Raw genomic sequence first — 22,812 nt, forward strand, 5'->3', positions numbered from 1 at the left:
TGTCAAGTGAACAATCAGGGTGAGTGACGAGGCCCGGCAAGGCATCCCCGCCGGGCGACGACCTAGCGCTCGATCTTGTCGAGGTGCAGCATCCTGGCCAGGTTCTTGTCGAGCTCGTCGTCCTGGAAGACCTTCTTCCAGTCCTCCTTGATGATCGAGTCCTTGCCGTAGTCCATCGCGATCAGGCACGCGTCGCTGAACGGGTTGTCCCCACGGAGACCGTTGGCGAGGGCGACCTGGGTGTGGCCGAGAAGGATCGACCGCGCGGCCGGCTCCGGGACACCCATGGTGTTGACGGCCTCATCGAGGGCCTCCTTGAGGAGGGCGCCGATCATGCAGGCGATGGTCTCGACGAGCGTGGGCTCGAGCTGCGCGAGCTGCTTGATCGTGACCCAGTGCACGTCGACGACGGGCGCGTAGATGGCCCGGACGGTGGCCTCGACGATGGCCTGCTTGGCCGGGTCGTCCGATTCGATCGCGGCGATGGCATCCTGCGGGGCCGCGATTCCACCGAAGGTGTCCGCGTACTCTTCCGGCGTGGTGCGCTGGAGGAAGATCGACGGGTGGCAGGGGTGCGCGACGGCCTGGATGACGTCGTCGCGGGTGGTGAGCAACCCGGCGTACGCGGCGGCGGGGTCGAGGGTGAGGACGATGGCGCCGGTCTTCAGCTGGGGAACGATCTCGGCGGTGACCGGGCCGAGTGCGAGGTCGGGCACGGCGAGCACGATGATGTCGGCGTCGGCGATGGCGTCTGCGGTCTCCGTGAGCTGACGACCGGCCGCGCGCACGCGGTCCTGGCCGACGGGCGAGTTCTCGCTGTAGAAGACGATGTGGTCGGTCTTGGCGAGGTTGTCGGAGACGCGTGTCCCCATTTTTCCTCCTGCGCCGATCACGGCGATGGTGGGGGTGTCCTGTGTGGTGGTCATCGGTTTCTCCTTAGGTAGTCCAGGGTGTTGGCCGTCCAGGCGATCTCTGCCTGGACGGTGGTCTCGGGGTCGCCCTGCCAGGGCAGCCAGTGTTCGACGATTTCGTTGATGCCGCGGTCGTCGGGCCGCACGGCGTCGAGCAGGTGGGGGTAGTCGTGCAGACCCTCGCCCATCGGGGCGCCGCTGTAGGTGAATCCGACCCAGCCGTCCTGCCGCGCGAAGGCGAAATCCTTCACGTGGATGTTGCGGGTGTGCGGTGCGCACCGGTTCACGGCATCCTTCGGAAGCTCAAGTCCTGCGACCACGTTCGCCGGGTCGAGGCAGATGCCGAGCCGGTCGCTGTCTGCCCTTTCGACGAGACCGACGAGATCGACGGTGGGCACCTGCTCGTAGGTCTCGAGCGCGAGCGTCACGCCTGCGGCTTCGAACGAGGGCAGGATGCCGTCCAGGATCCGCGCCGCTTCGTCGAGGCTCGGCCTGAAGTCAGGCGAGTAGACCATGCTCCGGAGGAGTGTCGCGTCGAACACGTCGGCCAGGCGCAGGAAGTCCGTCAGGTGGGCGGGGTTGATTCCCTTGGTGCCGAGTTCGATCGTGAGCCCGAGGGCGCGGGCCTCGGCGGCCGCCGCATCGATTTCGGATGCCGACATCGTCAGGAGTGGCGCGTAGTCGCAGATCTGGAAGAGGTCGACGCCGAGTTCCCGTGTGCGTTCGAACGCACCGACGAGGCTGAGCGGTTCAGGCACGCGGTCGGAGTGCTGCCAGAAGAACGCGTAGGTTCCGAGGCCGATCATGCGCGCACCGTCGTTTCGGCGAGTACCGCGGCCTCATCGAGAACGGATGCCAGCGCGGCCGGGTCGTGCGCGAATCGACCGAGGAAGAGCCCATCGACCGAATCGCCCAGCGCGGACAGCAGACCGGGGCCGGCAGAGCCTCCGTAGATCACAGAGCTTCCCTCGCGACCGTCGAGCGACGCGATCACGCCGCGCAGCCGGGCGCACACGGCGCGGATGTGGCCGGGTGCGGCGGGTTCGGCTGCGCCGATGGCCCACACGGGCTCGTAGGCGACGAGAACCCGGCCGGCGGGTGCGCCGTCGAGCGCGGAGATCAGCTGCTGCTCGACCTCGGCGGCCGCGACATCCGGTTCGCTCCGGACGGTCTCCCCGATGCAGAGCACAGGGGCGATGCCGTTGCGCAGGGCCGCAGCGGTCTTGGCCGCCACGATCTCCTCGGTCTCGCCGAAGATCCGTCGACGCTCCGCGTGGCCGACCTCGACGACACCGACACCGAGTTCGGCGAGTTCGACGCCCGAGACCTCACCGGTGAACGCGCCGCTGTCTTCCCAGAACAGGTCCTGGGCTCCGACGGTCACCGGTGTGCCGGCGAGGGCGCTGATCGCCGCGGGGATGGAGACGAAGCTGGGGATGACGAACAGCTCGACCGCGCCGCTCGCCACGGACGCGTTCTCCCCGGCAAGCCGGGCGACGGAACCGAACCACTCCCGGGCACGCTCGTGCCCGAAATACATCTTCAGGCTCACTCCGACGACGACGGGAGACATCAGCAGCTGCCGGTGGATTCGTACGTGTCGAGGACGGCGACCTTCTCTGCACTCGCCGACGTTTCGTCGAAACGGTAGGTGAGCCATTCGCGGACCAGGCGGCGGGCGAGCTCTGCGCCGATCACACGCTGGCCGAGGGCGAGCACCTGTGCGTTGTTCGACAGGACGAGGCGTTCGACCGAGAAGCTGTCGTGGGCGACGGATGCCCGAATACCCTTGACCTTTCCTGCCGCCATGGCCACGCCCATCCCGGTTCCGCAGATGAGGAGGCCGCGGTCCGCTTCGCCTGCGGCGATCGTCTCACCGACGGCGACGCCGACGCGGGGGTATGGGGTGTGGCCGTCAGCGTCCACACCCACGTCGGTGACGCTTTCGACGAGGTCGTTCGCGAGGAGATCCTTCTTGAGGATCTCCTTGTAGTCGAAACCGGCGTCATCCGATCCGATGACGATTCGAAGCTTGTCCATTACTTTTCCTGTTCGTTGTCGGTGAGGACTGTCGTGATGCGCTGCACGATGAGCGCGAGCGAGTGGGCACCTGCGTCTGGTGTGCCGAGCGACTTCTCCGTGTGGGGACGGGCGCGTCCCATCCGAGGCAACAGGTCCGCTGTGGCGGCAGCGGCGGCGGTTGAGGCATCCGCCGCTGTCGCCCATGCGGCAGCCAGCCGCGCTCCTCCGGCGATCTCGCTCGACAGGGTGTCGGCGAACGGGACGAGCGAGTCGACCATGGTCTTGTCGCCGAGCACGGCGCCGAAGGTGAGGATCCTCGCCGTCGCCGCCTGTACGCCGGCGTTCACCGTCGCGGCCGTCGGTGCGTCGGTGTCGCCGAGTTCAACGGCCACAGCGGTGAGGGCGGCGCCCCATAGCGCGCCGGATGTTCCTCCTGCACGATCGGACCACGCATCGGCGGCTCGGGTGAGGAGCGTCCTGGCGCCTGCGCCACGTTCGAGCGCGTCGGCTGCGGCTGCGCGGGCAGCCTGCGCGCCCCTCTGCATCCCGATGCCGTGGTCGCCGTCGCCTGCAACGGCGTCGATCCGTCCGAGTTCGTCGACGTTCTCGTCGATGACCTCGGCGATGGCGTCGATGACCTGGCTCGCGGCACGGGCGGCCGCGCGGGAGTCGTCGCTCGCTTCAGGGATCTCGTCCGTTTCGTCGGCACTGTCGGTGACGGGGGCCTGTTCGGCTGCGGCCACGGCGCCCTTGCGGTACGCGGGGGTGTCGGCCGGGGCGCGCCAGAAGGTCTCCAGTTCGTCGTCGAGCCAGAACAGGGTCAGGGAGGCGCCGGCCATGTCGAAGCTCGTCACGAGTTCGCCGACCTCAGGGTCCACGACCGTGACGCCCGCTTCGTCGAGCAGTTCGGCGACCCGTCGGTAGACGACGAAGAGCTCTTCATACTTGACGGATCCGAGGCCGTTGAGGATGACTCCGACCCGCTGGCCTTTCGCCTCCGCGATGCCCTCAGGGAGTTCCGCGAGCAGAGTCGAGACGAAGAGTTCGGCGAGACCGTTGGCGGTGGGAACGTCGGTCTCACCGATGCCCGGCTCGCCGTGGATGCCGATGCCGACACCCATCCGGCCTTCAGGAACCGTGAACAGTGGGGTGTCGGCTCCCGGCAGGGTGCATCCGGTGAAGGCCACGCCGAATGAGCGGGTGCGTTCGTTGGCGAGCGTGGCGACGCGGACGACCTCGTCGAGTGTGTAACCGGCCTCGGATGCCGCAGCGGCCGCCTTGAACACGGTGAGGTCGCCTGCGATCCCCCGGCGCTTGTGCCTCTCGGCGCCCGATGCACTCGCGACGTCGTCGGTGACGACGACTGTCCTGCAGTCGATGCCTTCGTCGAGGAGGCGCTCCTGCGCCTGGTTGAAGTGCAGGACGTCTCCGGCGTAGTTGCCGTAGCTGAACAGGACACCGCCACCGAGGTGCGCTGCCGCGCCGACGGAATGCACCTGCTGGGCAGACGGCGACGCGAAGAGGTTGCCCATTGCCGCGCCGTGGGCGAGGCCCTGGCCGACGAGGCCGCCGAAGGCCGGATAGTGGCCCGATCCGCCGCCGATGACGACAGCGACGGATCCGGGTTTCGAGACGGTGCTCCTGATGACCCCGCCGGGAACGCGGCGGACCTGGGACGCGTTGGCGGCGACGAATCCGTCGATCATCTCGTCGGCGAAGGCGACGGGGTCGTTGAACAGGCGAGTCATTTTCTGTGCTCCGAAGGTTGTGAGGGTCGGTGGGACGGCCGGAAGCGGCCGCCCCACTCGTGTCTATAGCTCGTGCGGCTCCGCGTCGAGCGTGCTGGGAACCGCGGTGCGGCGCTTGTTTGCCCTGGCAAGCAGCAGGACGAGCACACCCGAGATGGCCATGAAACCACCGACGATGAACATCGGCACTTCGTAGTTGCCCGTCCAGTCGGCCACAGCGCCGGTGAGATACGGAGCGGAGAACCCGGCCAGGTTGCCGACGGTGTTGATCAGCGCGATCCCGGCCGCCGCTGCGGCTCCCGTGAGGAACTGGGTCGGCAGGGTCCAGAAGTTGGGCAGGGCCGAGAAGATGGCCATGGCGGTGATCGAGATGACAGCGATGGTCGCTGCGGGCGAGCCGGCGAAGAGGGCGAGCGGGATGCTCAGGGCACCGGCGAACGCAGGGATTGCGATGTGCCAGGTCTTGAGCCCGCGCTTCGTTGCGTCCCGTGCCCAGAAGTACAGCGCGACGGCGGCGAAGAGGTACGGGATCGCTGTGATCAGACCCTTCTGGAAGACGTCGAACTCGGTACCGAACTCGGCCTGGAATCCTTCGATGATCGTCGGCAGGAAGAACGCGAGGGCGTAGAGACCGTAGATGAAGCCGAAGTAGATGAAGGAGAGCACCCAGACGCGGCCACTCTTGAACGCATCGCGGATGCGAACGGTGTGGTTGGCCTTCTCGGTGTTCGCGCGCTCCGACTTGAGGGCGGCGGTGAGCCAGGTCTGCTCTTCGAGGGTGAGCCACTTGGCGTCGGCCGGGCGGTCCTTGAGGTAGAACCAGGCGACGATGCCGATGATGATGGCGGGGATCGCGACACCGAGGAACATGAAGCGCCATCCTTCGATGCCGAGCCGTTCACCCTGCTGGATGAGGATCGCGGCGAAGGGGGCTCCGATGACGGTGGTGAGCGGCTGTGCCAGGTAGAACAGTGCGAGGATCTTGGACCGATGCGCCGCGGGGACCCAGAGGCTGAGGAAGAGGATCGCGCCGGGGAAGAAGCCGGCTTCGGCGACGCCGAGGAGGAAGCGCAGGGCGACGAGTTGCTCGAAGTTCTGGACCCACGTGAAGAGGAGGGCGACGATACCCCAGCTGACCATGATGCGGGCGAGCCACTTGCGTGCGCCGAAGCGGTGCAGGGCGAGGTTCGACGGAACCTCGAGCAGGATGTAGCCGATGAAGAAGACTCCGGATGCGAAGCCGAACTGCGCCGCTGACAGGGCGAGGTCGTCGTTCATCCCGTTCGGGGCTGCGAAGGCGATGGCCGTGCGGTCGAGGTAGTTGATGAAAAACATCAGCGCCACGAAGGGTACGAGCCGGACAGCGACCTTCTTGATGGCGGATTTTTCGACCGCGGACTGCGCGGGAATCGTCTGTGTGGAGGAGGCCACATTAACTCCTTTGGTGAGGGGGGAATTGCAACCCCCTCGGCCGAAACCCACGGTGGTCGCAGAAACAAGTATTCGCCAACTTCGCCATCCTGTCAACCGGTTGACCAATATCAGTCAACCGGTCGACATGTTTTTCGGGCCAGATCTTGTACCTTTGAGCCATGCCCGCATATCCGAATGACGCCTCGTCAGACATCGCTGCATCGATCGGAAGCCTGACCGGCGGCACCCCGGTCTCCGCGGTGGCGAAACGACTCCTGGAGATCTTCACCAAGGGCGATATCGAGCCTGGAACGCGCCTCCCCCCGGAGCGCCAGCTCGCCTCCACTCTGGGTGTCGGACGGTCCGCAGTGCGTGAGGCACTCGCCGCACTCGAGATCCTCGGCATCGTCGAGGTGCGGCCAGGTTCGGGGACGTACCTGAGGGGAGCCACCAGCGAGCTCCTCCCCCAGACCCTCAGCTGGGGTCTGATGCTCGGCGAGCCGCGCACCATCGAGCTCATCGAAGTGCGGGGAGCACTCGAGATCTACGCAGCCCGGCTGGCGGCATCACGAATCTCCGATCAGGCGCTCGAGAGACTCGGCTCGCACCTCGCCGGGATGCGGGCCAACATCGACGACCTCGGCGCCTTCGTCGAGGCCGACCTCCAGTTCCACTCCGAGCTCGCGCGAAGCATCAACAACACCGTGCTGCTCGAACTCCTGCAAAGCATCCGGTCCCTCCTGCGCGTCTGGGTGGACCGTGCGGTTCAACAACCGGAAGAGGCCGCCGCTGCCATCCAGGAACATGCCGCCGTGTATGCGGCGATCGCGACGCGGGATCCGGATGCCGCAGCATCTGCCATGGCCGTTCACATGAACACCGCAGGCGCCAGGCTCTCCCGGTCGATGACGCCGTAGGCACGACAGGAACACGAAATCGGCGGGCCCGCGAAAGCGAACCCGCCGATCGTCTTCGTGCGCTTACTCTTCGATCGCGAAGCTCGTGTACTTCTCGGCGTTCGTGGAGTCGATCACGATGCAGTCGATCGACTGCTTCTCTTCGGCGCCTGTCTCACCTGTGCGGATGAACTCGTCCGCCTGCTGGACGGCCAGCTGGGAGATGAGCACGGCCGGCTGCAGTCCCGTGGCGACAAGCTTGCCGTCCTTGATCGCCTGCACGGCGTCGGGGCTGCCGTCGAAACCGACGATCTTGATCTTGTCGAGCAGCCCTGCGGCCTCGACGGCGGCGACGGCGCCGAGCGCCATGGTGTCGTTGCCGGCGATGATGCCCTGGATGTCAGGGTCCCGCTGGAGCAGCGTCTCCACCTTCGAGAAGGCCTCGTCCTGGCTCCAGTTCGCGGTTTCCTTGGCCGCTGGGACCAGGTTGGGGTACTGGGAGATGACGCTCGCGAAGGCTTCGGAGCGCACTCCCGCGTTGGTGTCGGACTCCTTGCCGGTGAGCTCGATGTACTTTCCGCCATCGGGAAGAGCGGCGACGAAGGACTCGGCGACCGCTGCAGCGCCCTGCGCGTTGTTCGCGACGATCTGCGCCTTCGCGATTCCGTTCTCGTTGATCTCACGGTCGATGAGGAACACGGGAACGCCGGCCTCCTCGGCCTTCTTGATCGGGCCGATGGATGCGTCGGCGCCCGCGTTGTCGAGGATGATCGCCTTCGCACCCTTGCTGATCGCTGAGTCGATGAGCTCACTCTGCTTGTTCGGGTCGTCATCGTGCGAGGCGACGGAGGTCTCGTAACCGAGCTTCTCTGCCTCCGCCTTGGCGGCATCCGCTTCGGCTTTGAAGAAGGGGTTCTCCTGCGCAGGAGTGATGATCGAGATGAGTCCGCCGGCCTCGCCCGAGCCGCTGTCTGAGTCTCCTGAGCCTGAGCCGCCGGAGGCCCCCGCACAGCCGACCAGGCCGACGATGGTGAACGCTGCGACTGTCGCAGCGAGTATCTGTCGCTTCATTGCTTGGATGCCTTTCGTTTTCTTGGTGTGCCGCGGTGCTGACATCGCGGTGGGATGGAGGAAATTCAGGTGGCGGTGGTAGCCGGCGCCGGGTCACTGTGGGAGCTGGCTGCGAGCGCAGCGTTCTTCGACCGCTTGATGCGTTGCTGTGCCTGGTCGAGCATCACCGCGAGGATGATGACGGCGCCCTTGATCGTGATCTGCCAGAACGTGGAGACTCCGACGATCACGAGACCGTCGCTGAGGAACCCGATGACGAACGCTCCAATGAGGACGCCACGAACGTTGCCCCGCCCTCCGGTGAGCGCTGCGCCACCGATGACGACCGCGGCGATGGCGTTGAGCTCGAAGGATTCTCCGAGCTGCGGCGCCGCGCTGGTCAGTTCGGACGAGATGATGAGCCCGGTCGTCGCGGCGCAGAAGCCGCTGATCATGTAGACCCGCAGTTTGACCTTTCGGACGGGGACTCCGGAGAGTTCTGCGGCGCGCTCGTTCCCGCCGGTGGCGTACACCCAGCGGCCGAACGGCGTCCTCGTGAGGACGAAAGCGGCCACGAGCGCGAACACCACCATGATCCAGATCGCGGTCGGGATGCCGAGCAGGCGCCCCCCGCCGATGAGCCCGAATCCGGTGTTCCCGAGCGATTCCTCACCGCCAAGCCGCGGATAGGTCGAACCGTTCGAGATGAGGAGCGCGGCACCACGGGCAACGTACAGCATGCCCAAAGTGGCGATGAATGGGGCGACGTTGAACTTCGTCACCAGAAGGCCGTTCACGTATCCGACCAGGGTGCCGACGGCGAGCGAGCAGAGAACCACGACCCAGACCGGCGGGTAGACGACGACACCGAGGATCTCGAGCTGCCAGCCCTGGAGCAAGACACCGGCCACCACTCCGGAGAGACCGACGGTCGAGCCGACGGAGAGGTCGATGCCGCCCTTCAGGATGACGAAGAGCATGCCGAGCGCGAGGATCGCGTTGTACGCCACGTGCTTCGTCATCGTGAGCAGGTTGTTGAACGTCAGGAACGAGTCGGAGAGCAGCGCGAAGATGATGATCAGCACGATGAGGGCGATGAACGCACGCCCCTCGAGGAGGATCCCGAGGTAGTCGATCTGCCGCTTCTCCGACCCCGCCTTGCCGTTGTCGGGGCCTCGGCCGTTCGTGGACGGGCGCACGCCCGTGTTCGTTGCAGTCACTTCACGAGTCCATTCTCTGGTTCCGCAGCTTCGGTTGATTCGCCGGAGGCGACCATGAGGCCCTCGCGGTCGGTGTGTTTCGGGTCGAACTCGCCGACGATGCGCCCCTTGGAGAGCACGATCACCCGGTTGGAGACGCCGAGGGCCTCTCCGACTTCTGAGGTCGCGAAAAGGACCCCGAGTCCACGTTTCGCTTCGCGGGCCATGAGCCCGAAGATCTCGGCTTTCGCCCCGACGTCGATCCCGCGGGAGGGCTCGTCGAGGAGGATGACGTCCGGTTCGGTCATCAGGATCTTCGAGATCACGACCTTCTGCTGATTGCCGCCGGACAGCGAGGAGATGGCTGCGCCGGGTCCTGAGGTCTTGACCTTGACGTCGGCGACGGCCTTGTCGATGCTGGCGCGTTCACTGCGCCGGTTGAGCACGATGCCCTTCGCGAAGGAGAGCAGGTTCGCGAGTGACGCGTTCTCCCCCACCGACATGGTCTGCACGAGACCGTCACGCTGTCGGTCCTCGGGAACGAGCGCGAGACCGAGCCCGATCCGCTCGGCCACCGATTCCCTGTCCAGCACCTCGCCCTTGAGCTTCACCGTTCCCGACTGGATCGGGATGCGGCCGGCAAGGGCCTCCAGGAGTTCCGTCCGACCGGCACCCATGAGCCCGTAGAGGCAGACGACTTCTCCCGCCCGGACCTCGAGCGAGAGGTCGTCGACGGCGAGTCGAGCCGGGTTGGACGGATCCGCGATCACGATGTTCTCGAGCGACAGCACGGGCTCGCCGAACTCTTCGAGGAGATCAGGCGACAGGTCGCCGACATCGCGGCCGACCATGTTGGAGATGACCCAGCTGAGGTCGATTTCGTTCCGGTCTCCGATGGCGACGAGGTCGCCGTCGCGGAAGACCACGGCGTGGTCGGCGATCTCCAGCGCCTCTTCGAGGTGGTGGGAGATGTAGACGATCGCCACATTCTCGGCCGTCAGTTCGCGGATGAGCTTGAACAGGACCTCGACTTCGCTGCCGCTCAACGCCGATGTCGGTTCGTCCATGATGAGCACACGGGCGTTGCCGGCGAGTGCGCGGGCGATCTCGACGATCTGCTGCTGCCCGAGGCGCAGGTCACCGACGAGTGTTTTCGGATCGAGCCGCTCTTCGAGGCGCTCCATCAGCCGCACGGTGGTGGCGTTCTCCGCGGCATAGTCGATGAGAATGCCCCCACGCGCCTCTTCGCGACCCATGTAGATGTTGTCCCGCACATTGAGATTCGGTGCGAGGCTCAGTTCCTGGTGGATGATCGCGATGCCGCGGGATGCCGCGTCGACGGCGTCCCGGAGCTGCAGCGGTTCACCGTCCAGTTCGAGAGTGCCGGACGTCGGCGACTCCACGCCGCTCAGAATCTTCATCAGCGTGGACTTCCCAGCACCGTTTTCGCCGAACAGCACGGTGACCGTGCCCTTGCGGATCGAAAAGTCGACGCCCTTCAGCGCGCGGGTCGCTCCATAGCTCTTCGTGATGCCGATGGCGCGCATCACGACGTCATCGGTGTCACTCACTGTTCCACCCCGAACTCGACGGGAACGACCGAGACGAGAGCCGGATTGACCCGGGTGAACGCGCCGGTGACCGTGACAGTCTTGCCCTCGAGCGTCGCCGGGTCCACATCGGCGAGCACCTGCTCCTTGACGAGAGTGTTGAGCTCGGTCGCGACCTCCTGGAACTCGAGCTGGTTGGTGAAGTCGTTGAAGTTGACGGTGCCCGTGGCATCCCGGATCGCCGTGCCGTTGATGGCCGGGCCGATCTGCACCTGAACGATGACGCCATCGGGGAGCCCTTCGACGGTGACCGGGAGGATCGACCCGTTGGGCGCCCCCGCGACTCCCGTGAACGTGACCGGGAAGGAATAGGCGCTCGATGACCCGGCGGAGTGGCCGAAATCGGCTTCGTCTGCACCGCCGGCCAGATCGCCGAGAAGGGTGGACAGGTCGACAGCCTCTTCCGTGATCGTCTGGGCGATATCCTCGTCGAAATGCTCAGCGGCGTAGTCGGCCGGTTCGAATGCGCCGGCCTGGGATGCCTCGGCCGACTCCTCGATCGAGAGCACCCTGGTGCTGGCGATCGCCGCTCCGACGACGACCAGCGCGATCACCGCCCCGGTGAGCTTCACGAACAGTCGGCGTCGCGGTGCTGAGAGGGTCATCGACCGCTCCTTTGCGGGTCAGGCACATCGAGGACGTCGGCGACAGTGTCGTCGGCTGTTCTGAGGTGCTGCGTTATATCGATTTCATCGACGGGCGTGCCCATCCTGTACCACTGCACCGGTATTGGTCAACCGGTTTGTCTCTTTTCCTCGTAATATGTCTGTGACGCGTGCACAGCCCGCCGGCGCACCCGGCACAGGCCACACGGGTCTCGATCAAAGGAGATGGACAAGTGACTGGACGACTACACGGCAAGACGACGCTCGTGACCGGGGCAGGGTCGGGAATCGGTCGATCGGTCGCAGAGCGATTCGCCAGGGAGGGCGCGGTTGCCGTCATCTCTGATCGCGACCGTGACGCCGCAAGGGCCGTCGCCTCGGCGATCCCCGGGTCGATCGCGCTTGAGCTCGACATCTCCGACGAGTCGAGTGTCGAAGCAGGCTTCGCGGAGCTCGCGAGAACGGGCAACACCCCCGACGTGGTCGTGGCCAATGCCGGCGTGCAGCTGTTCGGCCACGATGCCCCGATCGCCGACCTCTCGCTCGAGGCCTGGAAACGCACGATCGATGTGAACCTCACCGGCACGTTCCTCACGGTCAAGCACGCGGTGCGGGCCATGCTCGGTCGCGGCGGTTCGATCATCCTCACCGGAAGCCCGACCGGCCTGAACGGCGAGGGCAGGGACTTCACGGCGTACTCGTCCTCCAAAGCGGGCATCCACGGGATGGGCCGCACCGTCGCCGCCGCATATGCCGCCGAGGGCATCCGCGTGAACACCGTGGTCCCCGGATACACCGAGACCCCGCTGGTCACCGCGATCTCGGGGAACGCCGAAGCACGCGCTGCCATCGTGTCCCGTATCCCGGTCGGCCGCGCCGGCCGGGCAGAAGATGTCGAAGGGATCATGGTCTATCTCGCCAGCGATGAGTCCACGTTCGCCACCGGCGCGATCTTCCGCGTCGACGGCGGCATGACTTCCCTGTAGGCCCACCATGTCCATGGAATCGTCAGCGAAACCGTCCTGGACCGGAAGCGTCCGGCCGCCGACGGACCTCCTCCTCACCCGGGAGGCCGGGGAGACCACACTCGTTCACGGTCGGTGGTCGCTGTCCCTTCGCGGTGCCGAGCTCGACGACATCACCTACGACGGTGTCCCCGTCCTCCGAAGCATCCGTCTCATCGTGCGCGACGAGGACTGGGGCACCCTGCCGATGCAGCTGGACGGCGCAGAACCCCCACGCGGCCTCGGCACCGGATCCGTCCTCACCCTGCGTGGGCGTGCCGGGGGTGGAGTCGGAGTCTGCTCCTGGACCCTTTCGGTGCGGATCGACGATGGCACACTCCAGGTGGCTGCGCGGGCGGAGGCGACCAGCCGTTTCCGGCGCAACCGGCTCGGCCTCATCGTGCTGCACCCGCCACAGCTGGCAGGTCGCTCGTTCGGCGTCGACCACCCTGACGGCTCTGCGACCACGACGGTGTTCCCGGAGCACATCTCCCCCCATCAGCCGGCGCAGGACATCACCGCGCTGTCGTGGCGGGCCGGTGCTGGCGACCACGGGCCAGCAGTCGACAGCGTTCTCCGCTTCTCGGGTGACGTCTTCGAGATGGAAGACCAGCGCAACTGGACCGACGCCTCCTTCAAGACCTACTCGACACCGCTGTCGATCCCGTTCCCTGTCGATCTCGAACCGGGAACGGTCGTCGAGCAGGCGGTCGAGCTGCAGTGCACGAGCGCCGATCCGGCCGACAGCCCGACCAACGACGGCGCAACGGAGAGCCCCGCACACGCTCGGGCGACGTTCGGACCACCGGATGCCACGGTGCGACTACCGGCGATCACGACATCCGTATCGAGCGGACCAGCCACGGGCGCGCCGATCCCCGCGGCGTTCGGGCCGCTGCTCTGCGAGCTGGATCCTGCCACGGCCAACTGGAGCGCAGTCCTCGACCGCGCGGTGATCGAATCCGGAGGGCGGCCGCTCGACCTGCGGCTCATCGTCGGGCACGCCCGGGAGATCGAGCCCGTGCTCGACCGGCTGGTGGGTGCTGACGTGGCGATCGCCAGGATCGGCGTCTTCGACCGACGAACCCATCTCTCAGAAGCAGGGCTCCTGGCAGACGTGCGGAAGCGACTCGACGATCGTGGGATCCCAACTGAGCTGCTCGGCGGCACCCGCGCCCATTTCACCGAACTCAACCGGAACCACTCGCGGCTGACGGAGTGGGACGGCCCGCTGACGTTCAGCATCACGCCGTTCATGCACGACAGGGCAGGGCATCAGCTCGTCGAGTCCCTGGCGATGCAGCGACTCGTCGTGCGCGAAGCGCTGGCGATTGCGGATGGCCGTCCGGTGCACGTCGGCCCGATCACGCTCGGAGCGCGATTCAACGCCGTCGCAACATCCGCTCCCCCTGTGCCCCGGTCCGACACCCTCGACGAGGGGTTCGGGCCCGAGCTGGTCGATGGGGCCACCGACATCCGGCAGGCCGCGCGGTCACTCGGAGCGTGGGTTCTCGCAAGTGTCGCCGCGCTTGCCGTCGATGGGGTGGCATCCGTGTCGTACTTCGAAGCATCCGGACGTCGCGGACTTTCCGACGCGGACGGCCAGAGGACCCCGGCTGCGGAGGTGCTCGGGTGGATCGCGGACCTCTCCGGCGGCGCGGTCGCCCCGCTCGAGTCCGCCCATCCGGCGATCGTCGGGCTGGCCATCTCGAAGGCGGGCAACCTCGAGGACGACTCGACGGGCATCGTCGGAAACCTCGGCGACGTCGCACTGACGGTGGCGATCGACGGAGTGGACGCGTTCGCGCTCGGGCCCGGTGCGGTCCGGCGCGTATCCTTCAGAGCCGGGCCATGATGACGGACGGAGAAGGTGAGCCGATGACGCACAGCTTCGAGAAGGACTATTGGGAACGGCACTGGGAGGAGTCCCAGGACGCGTCGGTTTCCAACCTGCGCGGAAGCGCACCGAACCCGTACCTCGTTGAGGAGACGCGCGGCCTCGAACCGGGCACGGCGCTGGATGCCGGATGCGGCGCCGGCGCGGAAGCCATCTGGCTGGCCGGGCGTGGCTGGCAGGTGAGCGCAGCAGACATCTCGTCGAGCGCGCTCGCCCAGGCATCCGAGCGCGCCGAAGCGGCGTCGGTCACCGACCGCGTGACCTGGATCGAGGCGGATCTGACCGTCTGGGAGCCGGCCAAGCGGTTCGATCTCGTGACGACCAACTACGCGCATCCGACGATCCCTCAACTGAAGTTCTACGAGCGCATCGCGGAGTGGGTGGCCCCGGGTGGAACGCTGTTGATCGTCGGGCACCTCCACGTCCCCGACTCCACGGAAGCCGATCATCATCCTCCTGAGAAAGCAACAGCGACGCTCGAGAACATCATCCGCGGCCTCGACTCCGGTTCGTGGCGCATCGACACGGCTGAAGAGCGCACCAGGAGCACTGGCACGCACACGGGGCGGACCCTGAATGACGTCATCGTGCGGGCGACGCGGACTTCCTGAACGGTTCCCCGCGATCCGTGCGGAGTCAGGGCGACTCGTCGTTGGCGACGGCCTCGATCCAGTCGGACTCCTTGTCGGAGAGGTGGATGCCGTCGACCGTGCCGCCAGCGCTTTCGATCTCGGCACGTATCTCGGGGGTGACGGCTTCACCGTTGTTCGCGATCAGCCACTCCCTGGTCGAAGCGCGTAGAGCCTGCCACCACTGTTCAATGCTCATGGGGGCAGTCTGCCAGTCCTGGGCTAGGCCGGGTAGATGGTCACGGAGCCTCTGTCGAATGAAAAGTAGACCGTCGTTCCTGTCTCGATTCCCGCATCCGCGACGGCCGCAGGTGTGAGGTCTGCCGAGATGATCTCCGACCGAACGCGAATGACGTCGCCGCGAGGTTCCAGGTCGATCACAGTCCCGCCGATCCGGTTGTCTGCTTGATCCGATCGACCGAGGGATACCCGCACGGCCGACGGACGGACAGTCGCGGCGACCCGTGACCCGTGCGCTGCGGCGCTCGGCCCGGTGGTGAGGATGTCGATGCCCGAGTCGGTGGTCATCCCGGTGGCTGTGCGCACCCCGTGAAGCAGATTCAGGGCGGCAAGGTGCGCCGTGAAGGCGGTACGCGGTCGATCGAGGGTGTCGCGGGTCGGTCCGTGTTCGACGACGGCACCGTCCGCGAGGACGTAGACACGGTCGGCGAGCGTGAGGGCGTCGAGGATGTCATGGGTGACGAGGATGGCTGTGCGGTCGCGGAGCACGCGCGCCAGCATTCGACGGAGCGCGGGCGCGACCGAAATGTCGAGAGCGGCCATCGGTTCGTCCAGGAGCAGAAGCTCGGGCTCCGAGGCGAGAGCGCGGGCGACGGCGACGCGCTGGGCTTGTCCTCCGGAGAGTTCGCCCGGTCTGCGGTCCGCGAACTCCAGGCCGTCGACTTCCGTCAGCCAGTGTCGAGCGAGATCCTGCGCGGCGGCACGGTGCATCCCCTTGCTGCGAGCACCGAAAGCGACGTTCTCGAGCACGGTCAGGTGAGGGAAGAGGTCAGCGTCCTGGGCAAGCATCGAGACACCGCGGCCGTGGGGAGGAGTCCACACGTTCGTGCTGCCGGCATCGAGATCGAACAGGACGCGTCCGTCGAGTTCTGCGCGACCCCTCTCGGGGCGGAGCAACCCGGCGATGACGTTCAGCAGCGTCGATTTGCCTGCACCGTTGGGTCCGAGGATCGCGACGGTCTCCCCGGGTTCCACGCCGAGGGACATCCGGAATCGCCGCTCGGGCACGGCCGCTGAGAAGGTGAAGCTCATCGGGGTCCACCCCGTCCGACCAGCGAAAGGCTGCTGGCCTGGTGGGCGAAACTCACGACGAGGACGGCCACGACGACGAGGACGAGAGCGAGGGCCACCGCGACATCAGGGTCGATCTCGCGCTGGAGGTAGATCTCCAGCGGGAGCGTCCGAGTGGTGCCCTGCAGGCTCCCCGCGAATGCGAGGGTGGCGCCGAATTCGCCGAGTGCCCTGGCGAACGACAGGACGGCGCCGGAGACGAGCGCCGGGGTGACCAGCGGAAGGGTGATCCGCCGCAGGACGGTGGTGGGTTTCGCGCCGAGGGTCGCCGCGATCCCTTCGAACCTCGTCCCGACCGTTCTCAGCGCCCCTTCGAAGCTGAGCACCAGGAAGGGCAGCGCAACGAAAGTCTGCGCGAGAACCACGGCCGTCGTCGAGAAGGCGATGTCGATGCCGAGGAACTCGAGGCTCGACCCGAGGAGTCCCCGTCTGCCGAAGGTGTACAGCAGGGCGATTCCGCCGACCACCGGCGGAAGCACCAGCGGCAGGAGCACCAGTGACCGCAGCACCTTCTGTCCGGGGAATCGTGCCCGCGCCAGCACGAGCGCCAGCGGCACTCCGAAGACGACGCACAGCAGGGTGGCAGCGACCGACGTGCGAAGACTCAGCCAGAGTGCGGCGATCGACGACTCCGACGTGATCAGCGGGACGAACTCGGCCCAGTTCACCCGGGTGACCATCGCGATCAGCGGCAGCACGAGGAAGAGAGCGCCGACGGCGGCGACCGCCGCAATCCAGCGCGGAACACCCGCGAATGCTGTCTGGCCCGGTTTCACGATGTCATGGCCTGCCGAATCCGGCTGCGTCGAACACGGACCGTCCGGCATCCCCTGTGATGAATGCGACGAACGCCTCAGCCACGTCCGCAGCCCCGGATGCCGTCAGCGTGGCGATCGGGTAGGTGTTCACCGCCTCACCTGCCCCGTCGAACTCGATGCCTTTCACCGCATCACCGGCTGCGATGACATCCGTGACGTACACGAGGCCGGCGTCCGCCTCACCCGAAGTGACCTTGCCGAGCACATCGGTCACGGACGACTCCTCGCTGACGGGCCTCAGCACGACACCCGTCGCTTCCTCGACCGTCACGGTCGCAGCACCGCACGGGACCTCGGGAGAACAGACGACCAGCCGCACGTCGGCGTCGGCGAGGTCGGCGAACGTCTCGATACCTGCGGGGTTCGCCGGAGGGACCGCGATCTGGAGGACGTTGGTCGCGAAGTCGGTGGGCTCGCCGTCGAGGAGGTTCTCCTCGGTCAGCCTCGCCATGTTCTTCCCGTCGGCGGAGGCGAACACGTCGGCGGGCGCACCCTCGATGATCTGCGTGGCCAGGTCTGCCGAGCCGGCGACGTTGAGATCGACGGATGCCCCGGGGTGTGCGTTCTCGAATTCGGCAGCCAGTTCTGTGAATGTCGACGTGAGCGATGCAGCCGCGAACACGGTGATCGAGCCGGAAAGAGCATCGTCAGGCTGTCGTGATGACGGTTCACCGCTCGAGCAGGCGCCGAGCCCGACAGCGACGGCCGCAGCGAGCAGGACTCCGGGAACCTTCCGGCGCATCCGCTAGACCTTCCCCCCGGGGGTCTCCACCATGACCGTCGTCGCCTTCACCACCGCGATGGCCACCGACCCGAGCTCCAGCCCGAGTTCCCGCACGGCCTCGCTGCTCATCAGGGAGACGACGCGGTGCGGGCCGCACTGCAGCTCGACCTGCGCCATGACTGTGTCGACGACGATGTCGGTGACCAGCCCGACGAACCTGTTGCGTGCCGACCGACCGATTTCTGAAGGATCAACGGGCAGGACGGCGTTCTTGCGCGCGAGGTGCGCCAGCTCGAGGCCGTCGACGACTGTCCGACCTGACTCGTCCTTGCCACTCGAGAGCAGCTCGTTGTCGATCCACCGACGGACGGTGTCATCGCTCACGCCGAGATATAGTGCTGCATTTTTCACGCTTATCTGCGACATAGGACCCATGCTATCGCCGCATTCGCGGAGAAAGTAGCGTACCGGTGACGCATCAGCGGCTTCGACTCAGATCGAGCCGCGAATGCGGGCGATCTCGCCTGCACGGAGCTGGACCAGCGTGAGGTCAAGCAACGGGGTATCGATTCCCCGTGCAGCCGCGCGGAACGCGTAGTCGCCGAGAATGTGCTCGGTTTCCGTCGGGTTGCCGGCAGCCGCGTCGCGGTACAGCGACGACGTGAACGAGGAGCCCGGCTCTCTCAGCAGCCCGACCGCCTGCTCGTGCGCGCTCGAACTCACCGGATGCCCGGCTGCCGCCGCGACCGCTTCCGTCTCATCGATCGCAGCGTGAATGTAGCCCAGTCCGCCGGCCTCGATGACGTCGCCGACCGAGCCACGGAACAGGCAGCTCACGACTCCGGCCGCGGCGATGAACGCCCATTTGGCCCACAGCGCTCCGACCACATCGTGTGATTCCGTGACCTCGATTCCCTGCACACGCATCACGTCCATGACGGCATCGAAGTTCTCGGGGCGCTCACCGAGCGGGCCAAGCGTCATGGTCGCGAGCGGAGTCATCTGCACGATCTCATCGCCTCGCACCGTCGCCACGATCTTGACGAGCCCGCCGAGGACGCGATCGCCGAACCTCGCCTGCAGCTGGTCGATATGGGCCATGCCGTTGAGGAACGGAATGACGAACGTGTCGTCCCCGACCACCGGTGCGATGTCGTCGATCACGGCCGGGAATCCGTTGGACTTCACCGCGACGATGACGATGTCGAACGGCTCCGACACCTCGGCGGCGGTCATCACCCGCACGGGATTCATCCGTTTGCCGTCCGGCGCGTCGAACGTCAGGCCGTGGTCGCGAAGAGCGGCGGCACGATTCGGGCGGACCAGGTAGGTGACCTCGCGGCCGGCCTCCTGGAGTCGGGTTCCGAACGCTCCGCCGGTCGCGCCGGCTCCAGCTATGAGTACACGCATCATTCGCTCGATTCGGTGGTGGGGAGGAAGGTCGGTCCAGCCCTCAGTATCCCAGCACGACAGCGAAGTCGGATGCCGGCGGCCACATGCGCAGCGATGGGAATACATGCGCAGTCATGTTGTTTGACTTCGGTGAGACACCGCAGAAAGGCGGACACAATGCAGTTCGGAATCTTCACCGTCGGCGACATCGCCCCTGACCCGACCACCGGTTACACGCAGAGCGAGGCTGAGCGCATCAGCAACATCGTTCGCGTCGCGCAACGCGCCGATGAGGTCGGGTTGGATGTGTTCGCCATCGGGGAGCACCACAATCCCCCCTTCGTCCCCTCATCCCCCACGACGCTTCTCGGCCACATCGCCGCGCTGACCAAGCAGATCATGTTGAGCACCTCTGTCACCCTGATGACGACGAACGACCCGGTCAAGATCGCCGAGGACTACGCCATGCTGCAGCACGTGGCCAAAGGCAGGCTCGACCTCATGGTCGGCCGCGGCAACACCGTCCCGGTCTACCCCTGGTTCGGCAAGGACATCCGACAGGGCGTCGCCCTCGCGTTGGAGAACTACAACCTGCTCCACCGGCTGTGGCGGGAGGATGTCGTGGACTGGGAAGGAACGTTCCGCACCCCGCTGCAGGGCTTCACCTCCACTCCCCGTCCACTCGACGACGTCCCGCCGTTCGTCTGGCACGGCTCCATCCGCACGCCGGAGATCGCTGAACAGGCCGCGTACTACGGCAACGGATACTTCGCCAATCACATCCTCGCCCCGAACCTGCACTTCAAGCCGCTGGTCGACTTCTACCGCGAACGCTTTGAGCACTACGGCCACGGGACGAAGGAGCAGGCGATCGTCGGCCTCGGTGGTCAGGCGTTCATCGCCAGACGTTCGCAGGATGCCGTGAGGACATTCCGACCGTATTTCGAGAACTACCCGGTGTTCAGGGGCAGCTCACTCGACGACTACATGTCCCGCACACCGTTGACGGTCGGCAGCCCACAGGAGGTCATCGACAAGACGCTGACCTTCCAGGAGGGCTTCGGCGACTACCAGCGTCAACTCTTCGCCGTCGACGGACTCGCACTTCCCCTGGAGATGGCGTTGGAGCAGGTCGAGCTGCTCGGCACCGAAGTCGTGCCAGTGCTGCGCAAGGAGATGGCGTCCAGGCGCGCAGCCGGAGCATCCGATGCCCCGACCCACTCCAGCCTGATCACCGAGAAGTACGGTGACGCAGAGCCCCGACAGCCCCGCCCGAACCCGAACCGCGGCGACAACCTCTCCGGCGCCTCGCCCTATCAGGACAGCCCGGCCGATGTGCGGGCGTCGTTCCCGCTGGCGGTGTGAGGGTGATCAGCGACAAACGCCTCGCCAACGAAGCCTGGGAGGCGTACTTCCGCGCCCAAGCCACCCTCGCGCAGGAGTTCAGCGAGTCCGACATCTGGCACGGCCTGCAGCCGAAGGAGTACGCCGTGCTCCACGCCCTCTCCACCGCACCTGACGGGCTCAGGATCACCGAGCTGGGTGACGACGTGCTCCTCACCCAGCCCGGGATGTCCCGGCTCATCGCACGCCTCGAAGAGCGCGGACTCGTCGAACGACGTGGCGATGCCGCAGACGCGCGCGCGCGTCGCATCCGCCTCACCGCAGACGGCGTCGCCATCCAGCGGCTCGTCGGCCGTGCGCTGACCGGCACGATCGCCGGGGCGATGACCCGCGCCCTCGACACCGACCAATTGATCACACTCCGCGACCTCAGCCTGACCCTTCTCGCCGGTGCGAGTGGAACCGCCGCCGACGTGCAGCGGGCAGCCATTGAAAGGACATTCTCATGACCATCGGCCAGTCCATCGCGCTCGAGACGACGACAGACGGCACCCCGGTGCGTCTGGTCGTGGTCAGCGCGGGGGTCAGCGACCCGTCATCCACTCGCCTGCTCGCCGATCGCACCGCGCAGAAGACACTCGACCTGCTGCGCGAAGGTGGGATTCAGGCATCCGTCGGCGTCATCGAACTCGGTCCGCTCGCGGTCGACATCGCCCAGGCCATCGTCTCCGGTTTCCCCAACGAGCGGGTGCAGGCGGCGATCGAACGCCTTGCCTCCGCAGACGCCGTGATCGCCAGCACCCCTGTGTACAAAGCCGGCATCAGTGGCCTGTTCAAATCGTTCGCCGACCTGCTCGACAACGACCTGCTCATCGCCAAACCCGTCATCCTCGCCGCAACGGCCGGGACCTCCAGGCACGCCATGGTCGTCGACGAGCACCTGCGGCCGCTCTTCGCCTTCCTCCGTGCCCTGCCCGTGCCGACAGGGCTGTTCGCCGCGCCGGACGACTGGGGCTCTTCAGCGCTCGGGGACCGCATCGAAAGGGCCGCCACCGAACTCGTCCTGTTCCTGCGCAGCGGAGTCGGCCGGTCGATCGCCGACGACGCCTGGGCCGGGTACCAGCACCAGTTCTCGGGCAACGCGACGCGGTCGGAGCGCGCCGCGTCGGATGTCGATTTCGATACCGACCTCATGCGACTCGCGGCGGGCGGCGGAATCTCCCGCTAGCCCCGCCGCGAGCGCCGAGTGTCAGCGCGCCGCTGTCAGCGCAGCGGCGTACGCCTGGTGGCCGGCCACTGTCGGGTGATAGGCGTCAGGACCCGTTGCGTGAATCCACGACACCGGGCTGCCGATCCCATGCCCGGCGAATGCCGTGGTGACGTCGACGTAGTGGATGTTGACGCGCGCTCGGGCGAGCTGGCCGACGACGCCCTGGATGGTGGCGTTCATCGTGGCCGTCGCAGTATTGAGCTGGACGATGGCGGCGTAGTTCGGATCCGTCGGCGGAGGCGTCTCGAAGAGGTAGGGGTACCCCGTCACCAGGATCTTCGCCTTCGGAGCCACGAGCGCGACGCCAGCGAATGTCGCGGCGAGTCGCAAGGCCAGCTTGCTCGGGATGCGTGGCGATTGCGGGGTCAGGAGCGCATACGCCTTGTTGAGGGCCGCCTGACATTCGGGCGACACGAACGAAACAGAGCAATATGCCGTGATGGTGCCGACGCCCAGGTCATTCGCTCCGACGGTCAGGGTGACCAGTCCGATATCCCTGGTCTTCTTCACGGCCTTGACGACGGCGGGGAGTTGGCGGGTGAGCACGGTCGTCGTCGTCGCTCCGCTGCAACTGACATCGGCTTTGAGCGCGATGCCGGCCGCGTCGTCGAGCAACTCGGGATAGCTGCTGGGCGTTTGCAGGCAGGCGTTTTCGTATGCCCCTCCACCCTGTCCGGCTGCGTACGAGTCACCGAGTGCAACGTAGGTGGTGACGGACGTTGTCGTCGTGGCGGTGGCGGTTGTGGACGGCGAGGCCTGCGCACTTGCCGGGAGGAGAATTCCTGTGGTCAGGATGGACGCAGCGAGGGCAATGACCCCGACGTCGGCGAAGTGGCGGCTTTTGCGATTCATCGCGCCAAGCTACTCCTCTTCGGGCCGAAAAGACACGGGGTCTGAGCTTTCCTCATGTTTGAATTTCTTCGCTGCTCGATGGCCGGACCGGCCGCCCCCTCGCGAACGACGCTCCTG

24 protein-coding genes are annotated in these 22,812 nt (G+C 66.5%); 7 read left to right on the forward strand and 17 right to left on the reverse strand.

What is annotated here, in order from left to right; genetic code table 11:
* Window positions 1-62 precede the first annotated feature (62 nt).
* The 6 genes from AC1M0F_RS12285 to AC1M0F_RS12310 all read right to left on the reverse strand — a co-directional run bounded on the left by AC1M0F_RS12285 (window position 63) and on the right by AC1M0F_RS12310 (window position 6,016).
* Window positions 63-926: a phosphogluconate dehydrogenase C-terminal domain-containing protein gene (locus tag AC1M0F_RS12285; RefSeq protein ID WP_480238542.1), complete on the reverse strand. Its 864-nt coding sequence runs from the start codon at window positions 924-926 to the stop codon at window positions 63-65.
* Entirely contained in the window at window positions 923-1,717 is a 795-nt protein-coding gene (locus AC1M0F_RS12290; RefSeq protein WP_480238543.1) for a sugar phosphate isomerase/epimerase family protein, read from the reverse strand. Before AC1M0F_RS12290 ends, AC1M0F_RS12285 begins: the two co-directional genes overlap by 4 nt.
* Window positions 1,714-2,484, reverse strand: coding sequence for a triose-phosphate isomerase family protein (locus tag AC1M0F_RS12295; protein WP_480238544.1), 771 nt, complete (start codon window positions 2,482-2,484; stop codon window positions 1,714-1,716). Before AC1M0F_RS12295 ends, AC1M0F_RS12290 begins: the two co-directional genes overlap by 4 nt.
* Complete coding sequence (locus AC1M0F_RS12300; RefSeq protein WP_480238545.1) at window positions 2,484-2,951, reverse strand: ribose-5-phosphate isomerase; 468 nt, start codon at window positions 2,949-2,951, stop codon at window positions 2,484-2,486. Before AC1M0F_RS12300 ends, AC1M0F_RS12295 begins: the two co-directional genes overlap by 1 nt.
* Window positions 2,951-4,681 carry a dihydroxyacetone kinase family protein gene (locus AC1M0F_RS12305; protein ID WP_480238546.1) on the reverse strand — a complete coding sequence of 577 codons (1,731 nt, stop codon included), beginning with the start codon at window positions 4,679-4,681 and terminating at the stop codon, window positions 2,951-2,953. The genes AC1M0F_RS12300 and AC1M0F_RS12305 overlap by 1 nt, the downstream gene beginning before the upstream one ends.
* Window positions 4,682-4,744: 63 nt before the next feature.
* The gene (locus AC1M0F_RS12310; RefSeq protein ID WP_480238946.1) at window positions 4,745-6,016 is read right to left on the reverse strand and encodes an MFS transporter; all 1,272 of its coding nucleotides are present in this window, start codon (window positions 6,014-6,016) and stop codon (window positions 4,745-4,747) included.
* Window positions 6,017-6,273: 257 nt separating this feature from the next.
* Between AC1M0F_RS12310 and AC1M0F_RS12315 the strand changes: the two genes are divergently transcribed.
* Window positions 6,274-7,011 carry a FadR/GntR family transcriptional regulator gene (locus tag AC1M0F_RS12315; protein WP_480238547.1) on the forward strand — a complete coding sequence of 246 codons (738 nt, stop codon included), beginning with the start codon at window positions 6,274-6,276 and terminating at the stop codon, window positions 7,009-7,011.
* Between the two features lie 63 nt (window positions 7,012-7,074).
* Here the strand turns inward: AC1M0F_RS12315 and AC1M0F_RS12320 are convergent, their stop codons facing one another.
* The 4 genes from AC1M0F_RS12320 to AC1M0F_RS12335 form a co-directional block, all read right to left on the reverse strand.
* Window positions 7,075-8,061: a substrate-binding domain-containing protein gene (locus tag AC1M0F_RS12320; RefSeq protein ID WP_480238548.1), complete on the reverse strand. Its 987-nt coding sequence runs from the start codon at window positions 8,059-8,061 to the stop codon at window positions 7,075-7,077.
* A 65-nt stretch (window positions 8,062-8,126) separates the two neighbouring features.
* On the reverse strand, window positions 8,127-9,260 hold the full coding sequence (locus AC1M0F_RS12325) for an ABC transporter permease (RefSeq protein WP_480238549.1): 1,134 nt from the start codon (window positions 9,258-9,260) through the stop codon (window positions 8,127-8,129).
* The gene (locus AC1M0F_RS12330) at window positions 9,257-10,810 is read right to left on the reverse strand and encodes a sugar ABC transporter ATP-binding protein (protein ID WP_480238550.1); all 1,554 of its coding nucleotides are present in this window, start codon (window positions 10,808-10,810) and stop codon (window positions 9,257-9,259) included. The genes AC1M0F_RS12325 and AC1M0F_RS12330 overlap by 4 nt, the downstream gene beginning before the upstream one ends.
* Window positions 10,807-11,454: a DUF2291 family protein gene (locus tag AC1M0F_RS12335; RefSeq protein ID WP_480238551.1), complete on the reverse strand. Its 648-nt coding sequence runs from the start codon at window positions 11,452-11,454 to the stop codon at window positions 10,807-10,809. Before AC1M0F_RS12335 ends, AC1M0F_RS12330 begins: the two co-directional genes overlap by 4 nt.
* Before the next feature lie 233 nt (window positions 11,455-11,687).
* On the opposite strand from AC1M0F_RS12335, the gene AC1M0F_RS12340 reads away from it, so the two are divergent.
* From AC1M0F_RS12340 to AC1M0F_RS12350, 3 genes are read left to right on the forward strand one after another with little or no spacing between them, the layout of a single operon-like run.
* Window positions 11,688-12,440, forward strand: coding sequence for an SDR family NAD(P)-dependent oxidoreductase (locus AC1M0F_RS12340; protein WP_480238552.1), 753 nt, complete (start codon window positions 11,688-11,690; stop codon window positions 12,438-12,440).
* A gap of 7 nt (window positions 12,441-12,447) precedes the next feature.
* Window positions 12,448-14,313: a D-apionate lactonase family protein gene (locus AC1M0F_RS12345; protein WP_480238553.1), complete on the forward strand. Its 1,866-nt coding sequence runs from the start codon at window positions 12,448-12,450 to the stop codon at window positions 14,311-14,313.
* Between the two features lie 23 nt (window positions 14,314-14,336).
* Complete coding sequence (locus AC1M0F_RS12350) at window positions 14,337-14,966, forward strand: class I SAM-dependent methyltransferase (protein WP_480238554.1); 630 nt, start codon at window positions 14,337-14,339, stop codon at window positions 14,964-14,966.
* Window positions 14,967-14,991: 25 nt separating this feature from the next.
* Here the strand turns inward: AC1M0F_RS12350 and AC1M0F_RS12355 are convergent, their stop codons facing one another.
* The 6 genes from AC1M0F_RS12355 to AC1M0F_RS12380 form a co-directional block, all read right to left on the reverse strand.
* Complete coding sequence (locus tag AC1M0F_RS12355) at window positions 14,992-15,183, reverse strand: hypothetical protein (RefSeq protein WP_480238555.1); 192 nt, start codon at window positions 15,181-15,183, stop codon at window positions 14,992-14,994.
* Between the two features lie 23 nt (window positions 15,184-15,206).
* Window positions 15,207-16,256, reverse strand: coding sequence for a sulfate/molybdate ABC transporter ATP-binding protein (locus AC1M0F_RS12360; RefSeq protein WP_480238556.1), 1,050 nt, complete (start codon window positions 16,254-16,256; stop codon window positions 15,207-15,209).
* Window positions 16,253-17,071: an ABC transporter permease gene (locus AC1M0F_RS12365; protein ID WP_480238557.1), complete on the reverse strand. Its 819-nt coding sequence runs from the start codon at window positions 17,069-17,071 to the stop codon at window positions 16,253-16,255. Before AC1M0F_RS12365 ends, AC1M0F_RS12360 begins: the two co-directional genes overlap by 4 nt.
* A 4-nt stretch (window positions 17,072-17,075) precedes the next feature.
* On the reverse strand, window positions 17,076-17,855 hold the full coding sequence (gene modA / locus AC1M0F_RS12370; protein ID WP_480238558.1) for a molybdate ABC transporter substrate-binding protein: 780 nt from the start codon (window positions 17,853-17,855) through the stop codon (window positions 17,076-17,078).
* Between the two features lie 3 nt (window positions 17,856-17,858).
* A complete protein-coding gene (locus tag AC1M0F_RS12375) occupies window positions 17,859-18,263 on the reverse strand; it encodes a TOBE domain-containing protein (RefSeq protein ID WP_480238559.1) in 405 nt (134 codons plus the stop codon).
* A gap of 66 nt (window positions 18,264-18,329) precedes the next feature.
* Window positions 18,330-19,250, reverse strand: coding sequence for a ketopantoate reductase family protein (locus AC1M0F_RS12380; RefSeq protein WP_480238560.1), 921 nt, complete (start codon window positions 19,248-19,250; stop codon window positions 18,330-18,332).
* 156 nt (window positions 19,251-19,406) lie between these two features.
* Between AC1M0F_RS12380 and AC1M0F_RS12385 the strand changes: the two genes are divergently transcribed.
* The 3 genes from AC1M0F_RS12385 to AC1M0F_RS12395 are packed head-to-tail and all read left to right on the forward strand — an operon-like array spanning window position 19,407 to window position 21,801.
* Complete coding sequence (locus AC1M0F_RS12385) at window positions 19,407-20,594, forward strand: CE1758 family FMN-dependent luciferase-like monooxygenase (protein ID WP_480238561.1); 1,188 nt, start codon at window positions 19,407-19,409, stop codon at window positions 20,592-20,594.
* Window positions 20,595-20,596: 2 nt separating this feature from the next.
* Window positions 20,597-21,082: a MarR family winged helix-turn-helix transcriptional regulator gene (locus AC1M0F_RS12390; RefSeq protein ID WP_480238562.1), complete on the forward strand. Its 486-nt coding sequence runs from the start codon at window positions 20,597-20,599 to the stop codon at window positions 21,080-21,082.
* Window positions 21,079-21,801 (forward strand): CE1759 family FMN reductase, encoded by a 723-nt coding sequence (locus AC1M0F_RS12395; protein ID WP_480238563.1) that lies wholly within the window; start codon window positions 21,079-21,081, stop codon window positions 21,799-21,801. Before AC1M0F_RS12390 ends, AC1M0F_RS12395 begins: the two co-directional genes overlap by 4 nt.
* Window positions 21,802-21,822: 21 nt before the next feature.
* Here the strand turns inward: AC1M0F_RS12395 and AC1M0F_RS12400 are convergent, their stop codons facing one another.
* Window positions 21,823-22,695, reverse strand: coding sequence for an SGNH/GDSL hydrolase family protein (locus tag AC1M0F_RS12400; RefSeq protein WP_480238564.1), 873 nt, complete (start codon window positions 22,693-22,695; stop codon window positions 21,823-21,825).
* Window positions 22,696-22,812: the final 117 nt, after the last annotated feature.

This window comes from Mycetocola sp. Y719 (genome assembly GCF_056713205.1).

Coding starts and splice junctions, on each gene's coding strand:
- AC1M0F_RS12335 (WP_480238551.1), bottom strand. CDS start 11,454: ATGACCCTCTCAGCACCGCGACGCCGACTGTTCGTGAAGCTCACCGGG.
- AC1M0F_RS12350 (WP_480238554.1), top strand. CDS start 14,337: ATGACGCACAGCTTCGAGAAGGACTATTGGGAACGGCACTGGGAGGAG.
- AC1M0F_RS12300 (WP_480238545.1), bottom strand. CDS start 2,951: ATGGACAAGCTTCGAATCGTCATCGGATCGGATGACGCCGGTTTCGAC.
- AC1M0F_RS12295 (WP_480238544.1), bottom strand. CDS start 2,484: ATGTCTCCCGTCGTCGTCGGAGTGAGCCTGAAGATGTATTTCGGGCAC.
- modA (WP_480238558.1), bottom strand. CDS start 17,855: ATGCGCCGGAAGGTTCCCGGAGTCCTGCTCGCTGCGGCCGTCGCTGTC.
- AC1M0F_RS12380 (WP_480238560.1), bottom strand. CDS start 19,250: ATGATGCGTGTACTCATAGCTGGAGCCGGCGCGACCGGCGGAGCGTTC.
- AC1M0F_RS12315 (WP_480238547.1), top strand. CDS start 6,274: ATGCCCGCATATCCGAATGACGCCTCGTCAGACATCGCTGCATCGATC.
- AC1M0F_RS12305 (WP_480238546.1), bottom strand. CDS start 4,681: ATGACTCGCCTGTTCAACGACCCCGTCGCCTTCGCCGACGAGATGATC.
- AC1M0F_RS12400 (WP_480238564.1), bottom strand. CDS start 22,695: ATGAATCGCAAAAGCCGCCACTTCGCCGACGTCGGGGTCATTGCCCTC.
- AC1M0F_RS12385 (WP_480238561.1), top strand. CDS start 19,407: ATGCAGTTCGGAATCTTCACCGTCGGCGACATCGCCCCTGACCCGACC.
- AC1M0F_RS12285 (WP_480238542.1), bottom strand. CDS start 926: ATGACCACCACACAGGACACCCCCACCATCGCCGTGATCGGCGCAGGA.
- AC1M0F_RS12310 (WP_480238946.1), bottom strand. CDS start 6,016: ATGTTTTTCATCAACTACCTCGACCGCACGGCCATCGCCTTCGCAGCC.
- AC1M0F_RS12355 (WP_480238555.1), bottom strand. CDS start 15,183: ATGAGCATTGAACAGTGGTGGCAGGCTCTACGCGCTTCGACCAGGGAG.
- AC1M0F_RS12290 (WP_480238543.1), bottom strand. CDS start 1,717: ATGATCGGCCTCGGAACCTACGCGTTCTTCTGGCAGCACTCCGACCGC.
- AC1M0F_RS12375 (WP_480238559.1), bottom strand. CDS start 18,263: ATGTCGCAGATAAGCGTGAAAAATGCAGCACTATATCTCGGCGTGAGC.
- AC1M0F_RS12320 (WP_480238548.1), bottom strand. CDS start 8,061: ATGAAGCGACAGATACTCGCTGCGACAGTCGCAGCGTTCACCATCGTC.
- AC1M0F_RS12345 (WP_480238553.1), top strand. CDS start 12,448: ATGTCCATGGAATCGTCAGCGAAACCGTCCTGGACCGGAAGCGTCCGG.
- AC1M0F_RS12395 (WP_480238563.1), top strand. CDS start 21,079: ATGACCATCGGCCAGTCCATCGCGCTCGAGACGACGACAGACGGCACC.
- AC1M0F_RS12360 (WP_480238556.1), bottom strand. CDS start 16,256: ATGAGCTTCACCTTCTCAGCGGCCGTGCCCGAGCGGCGATTCCGGATG.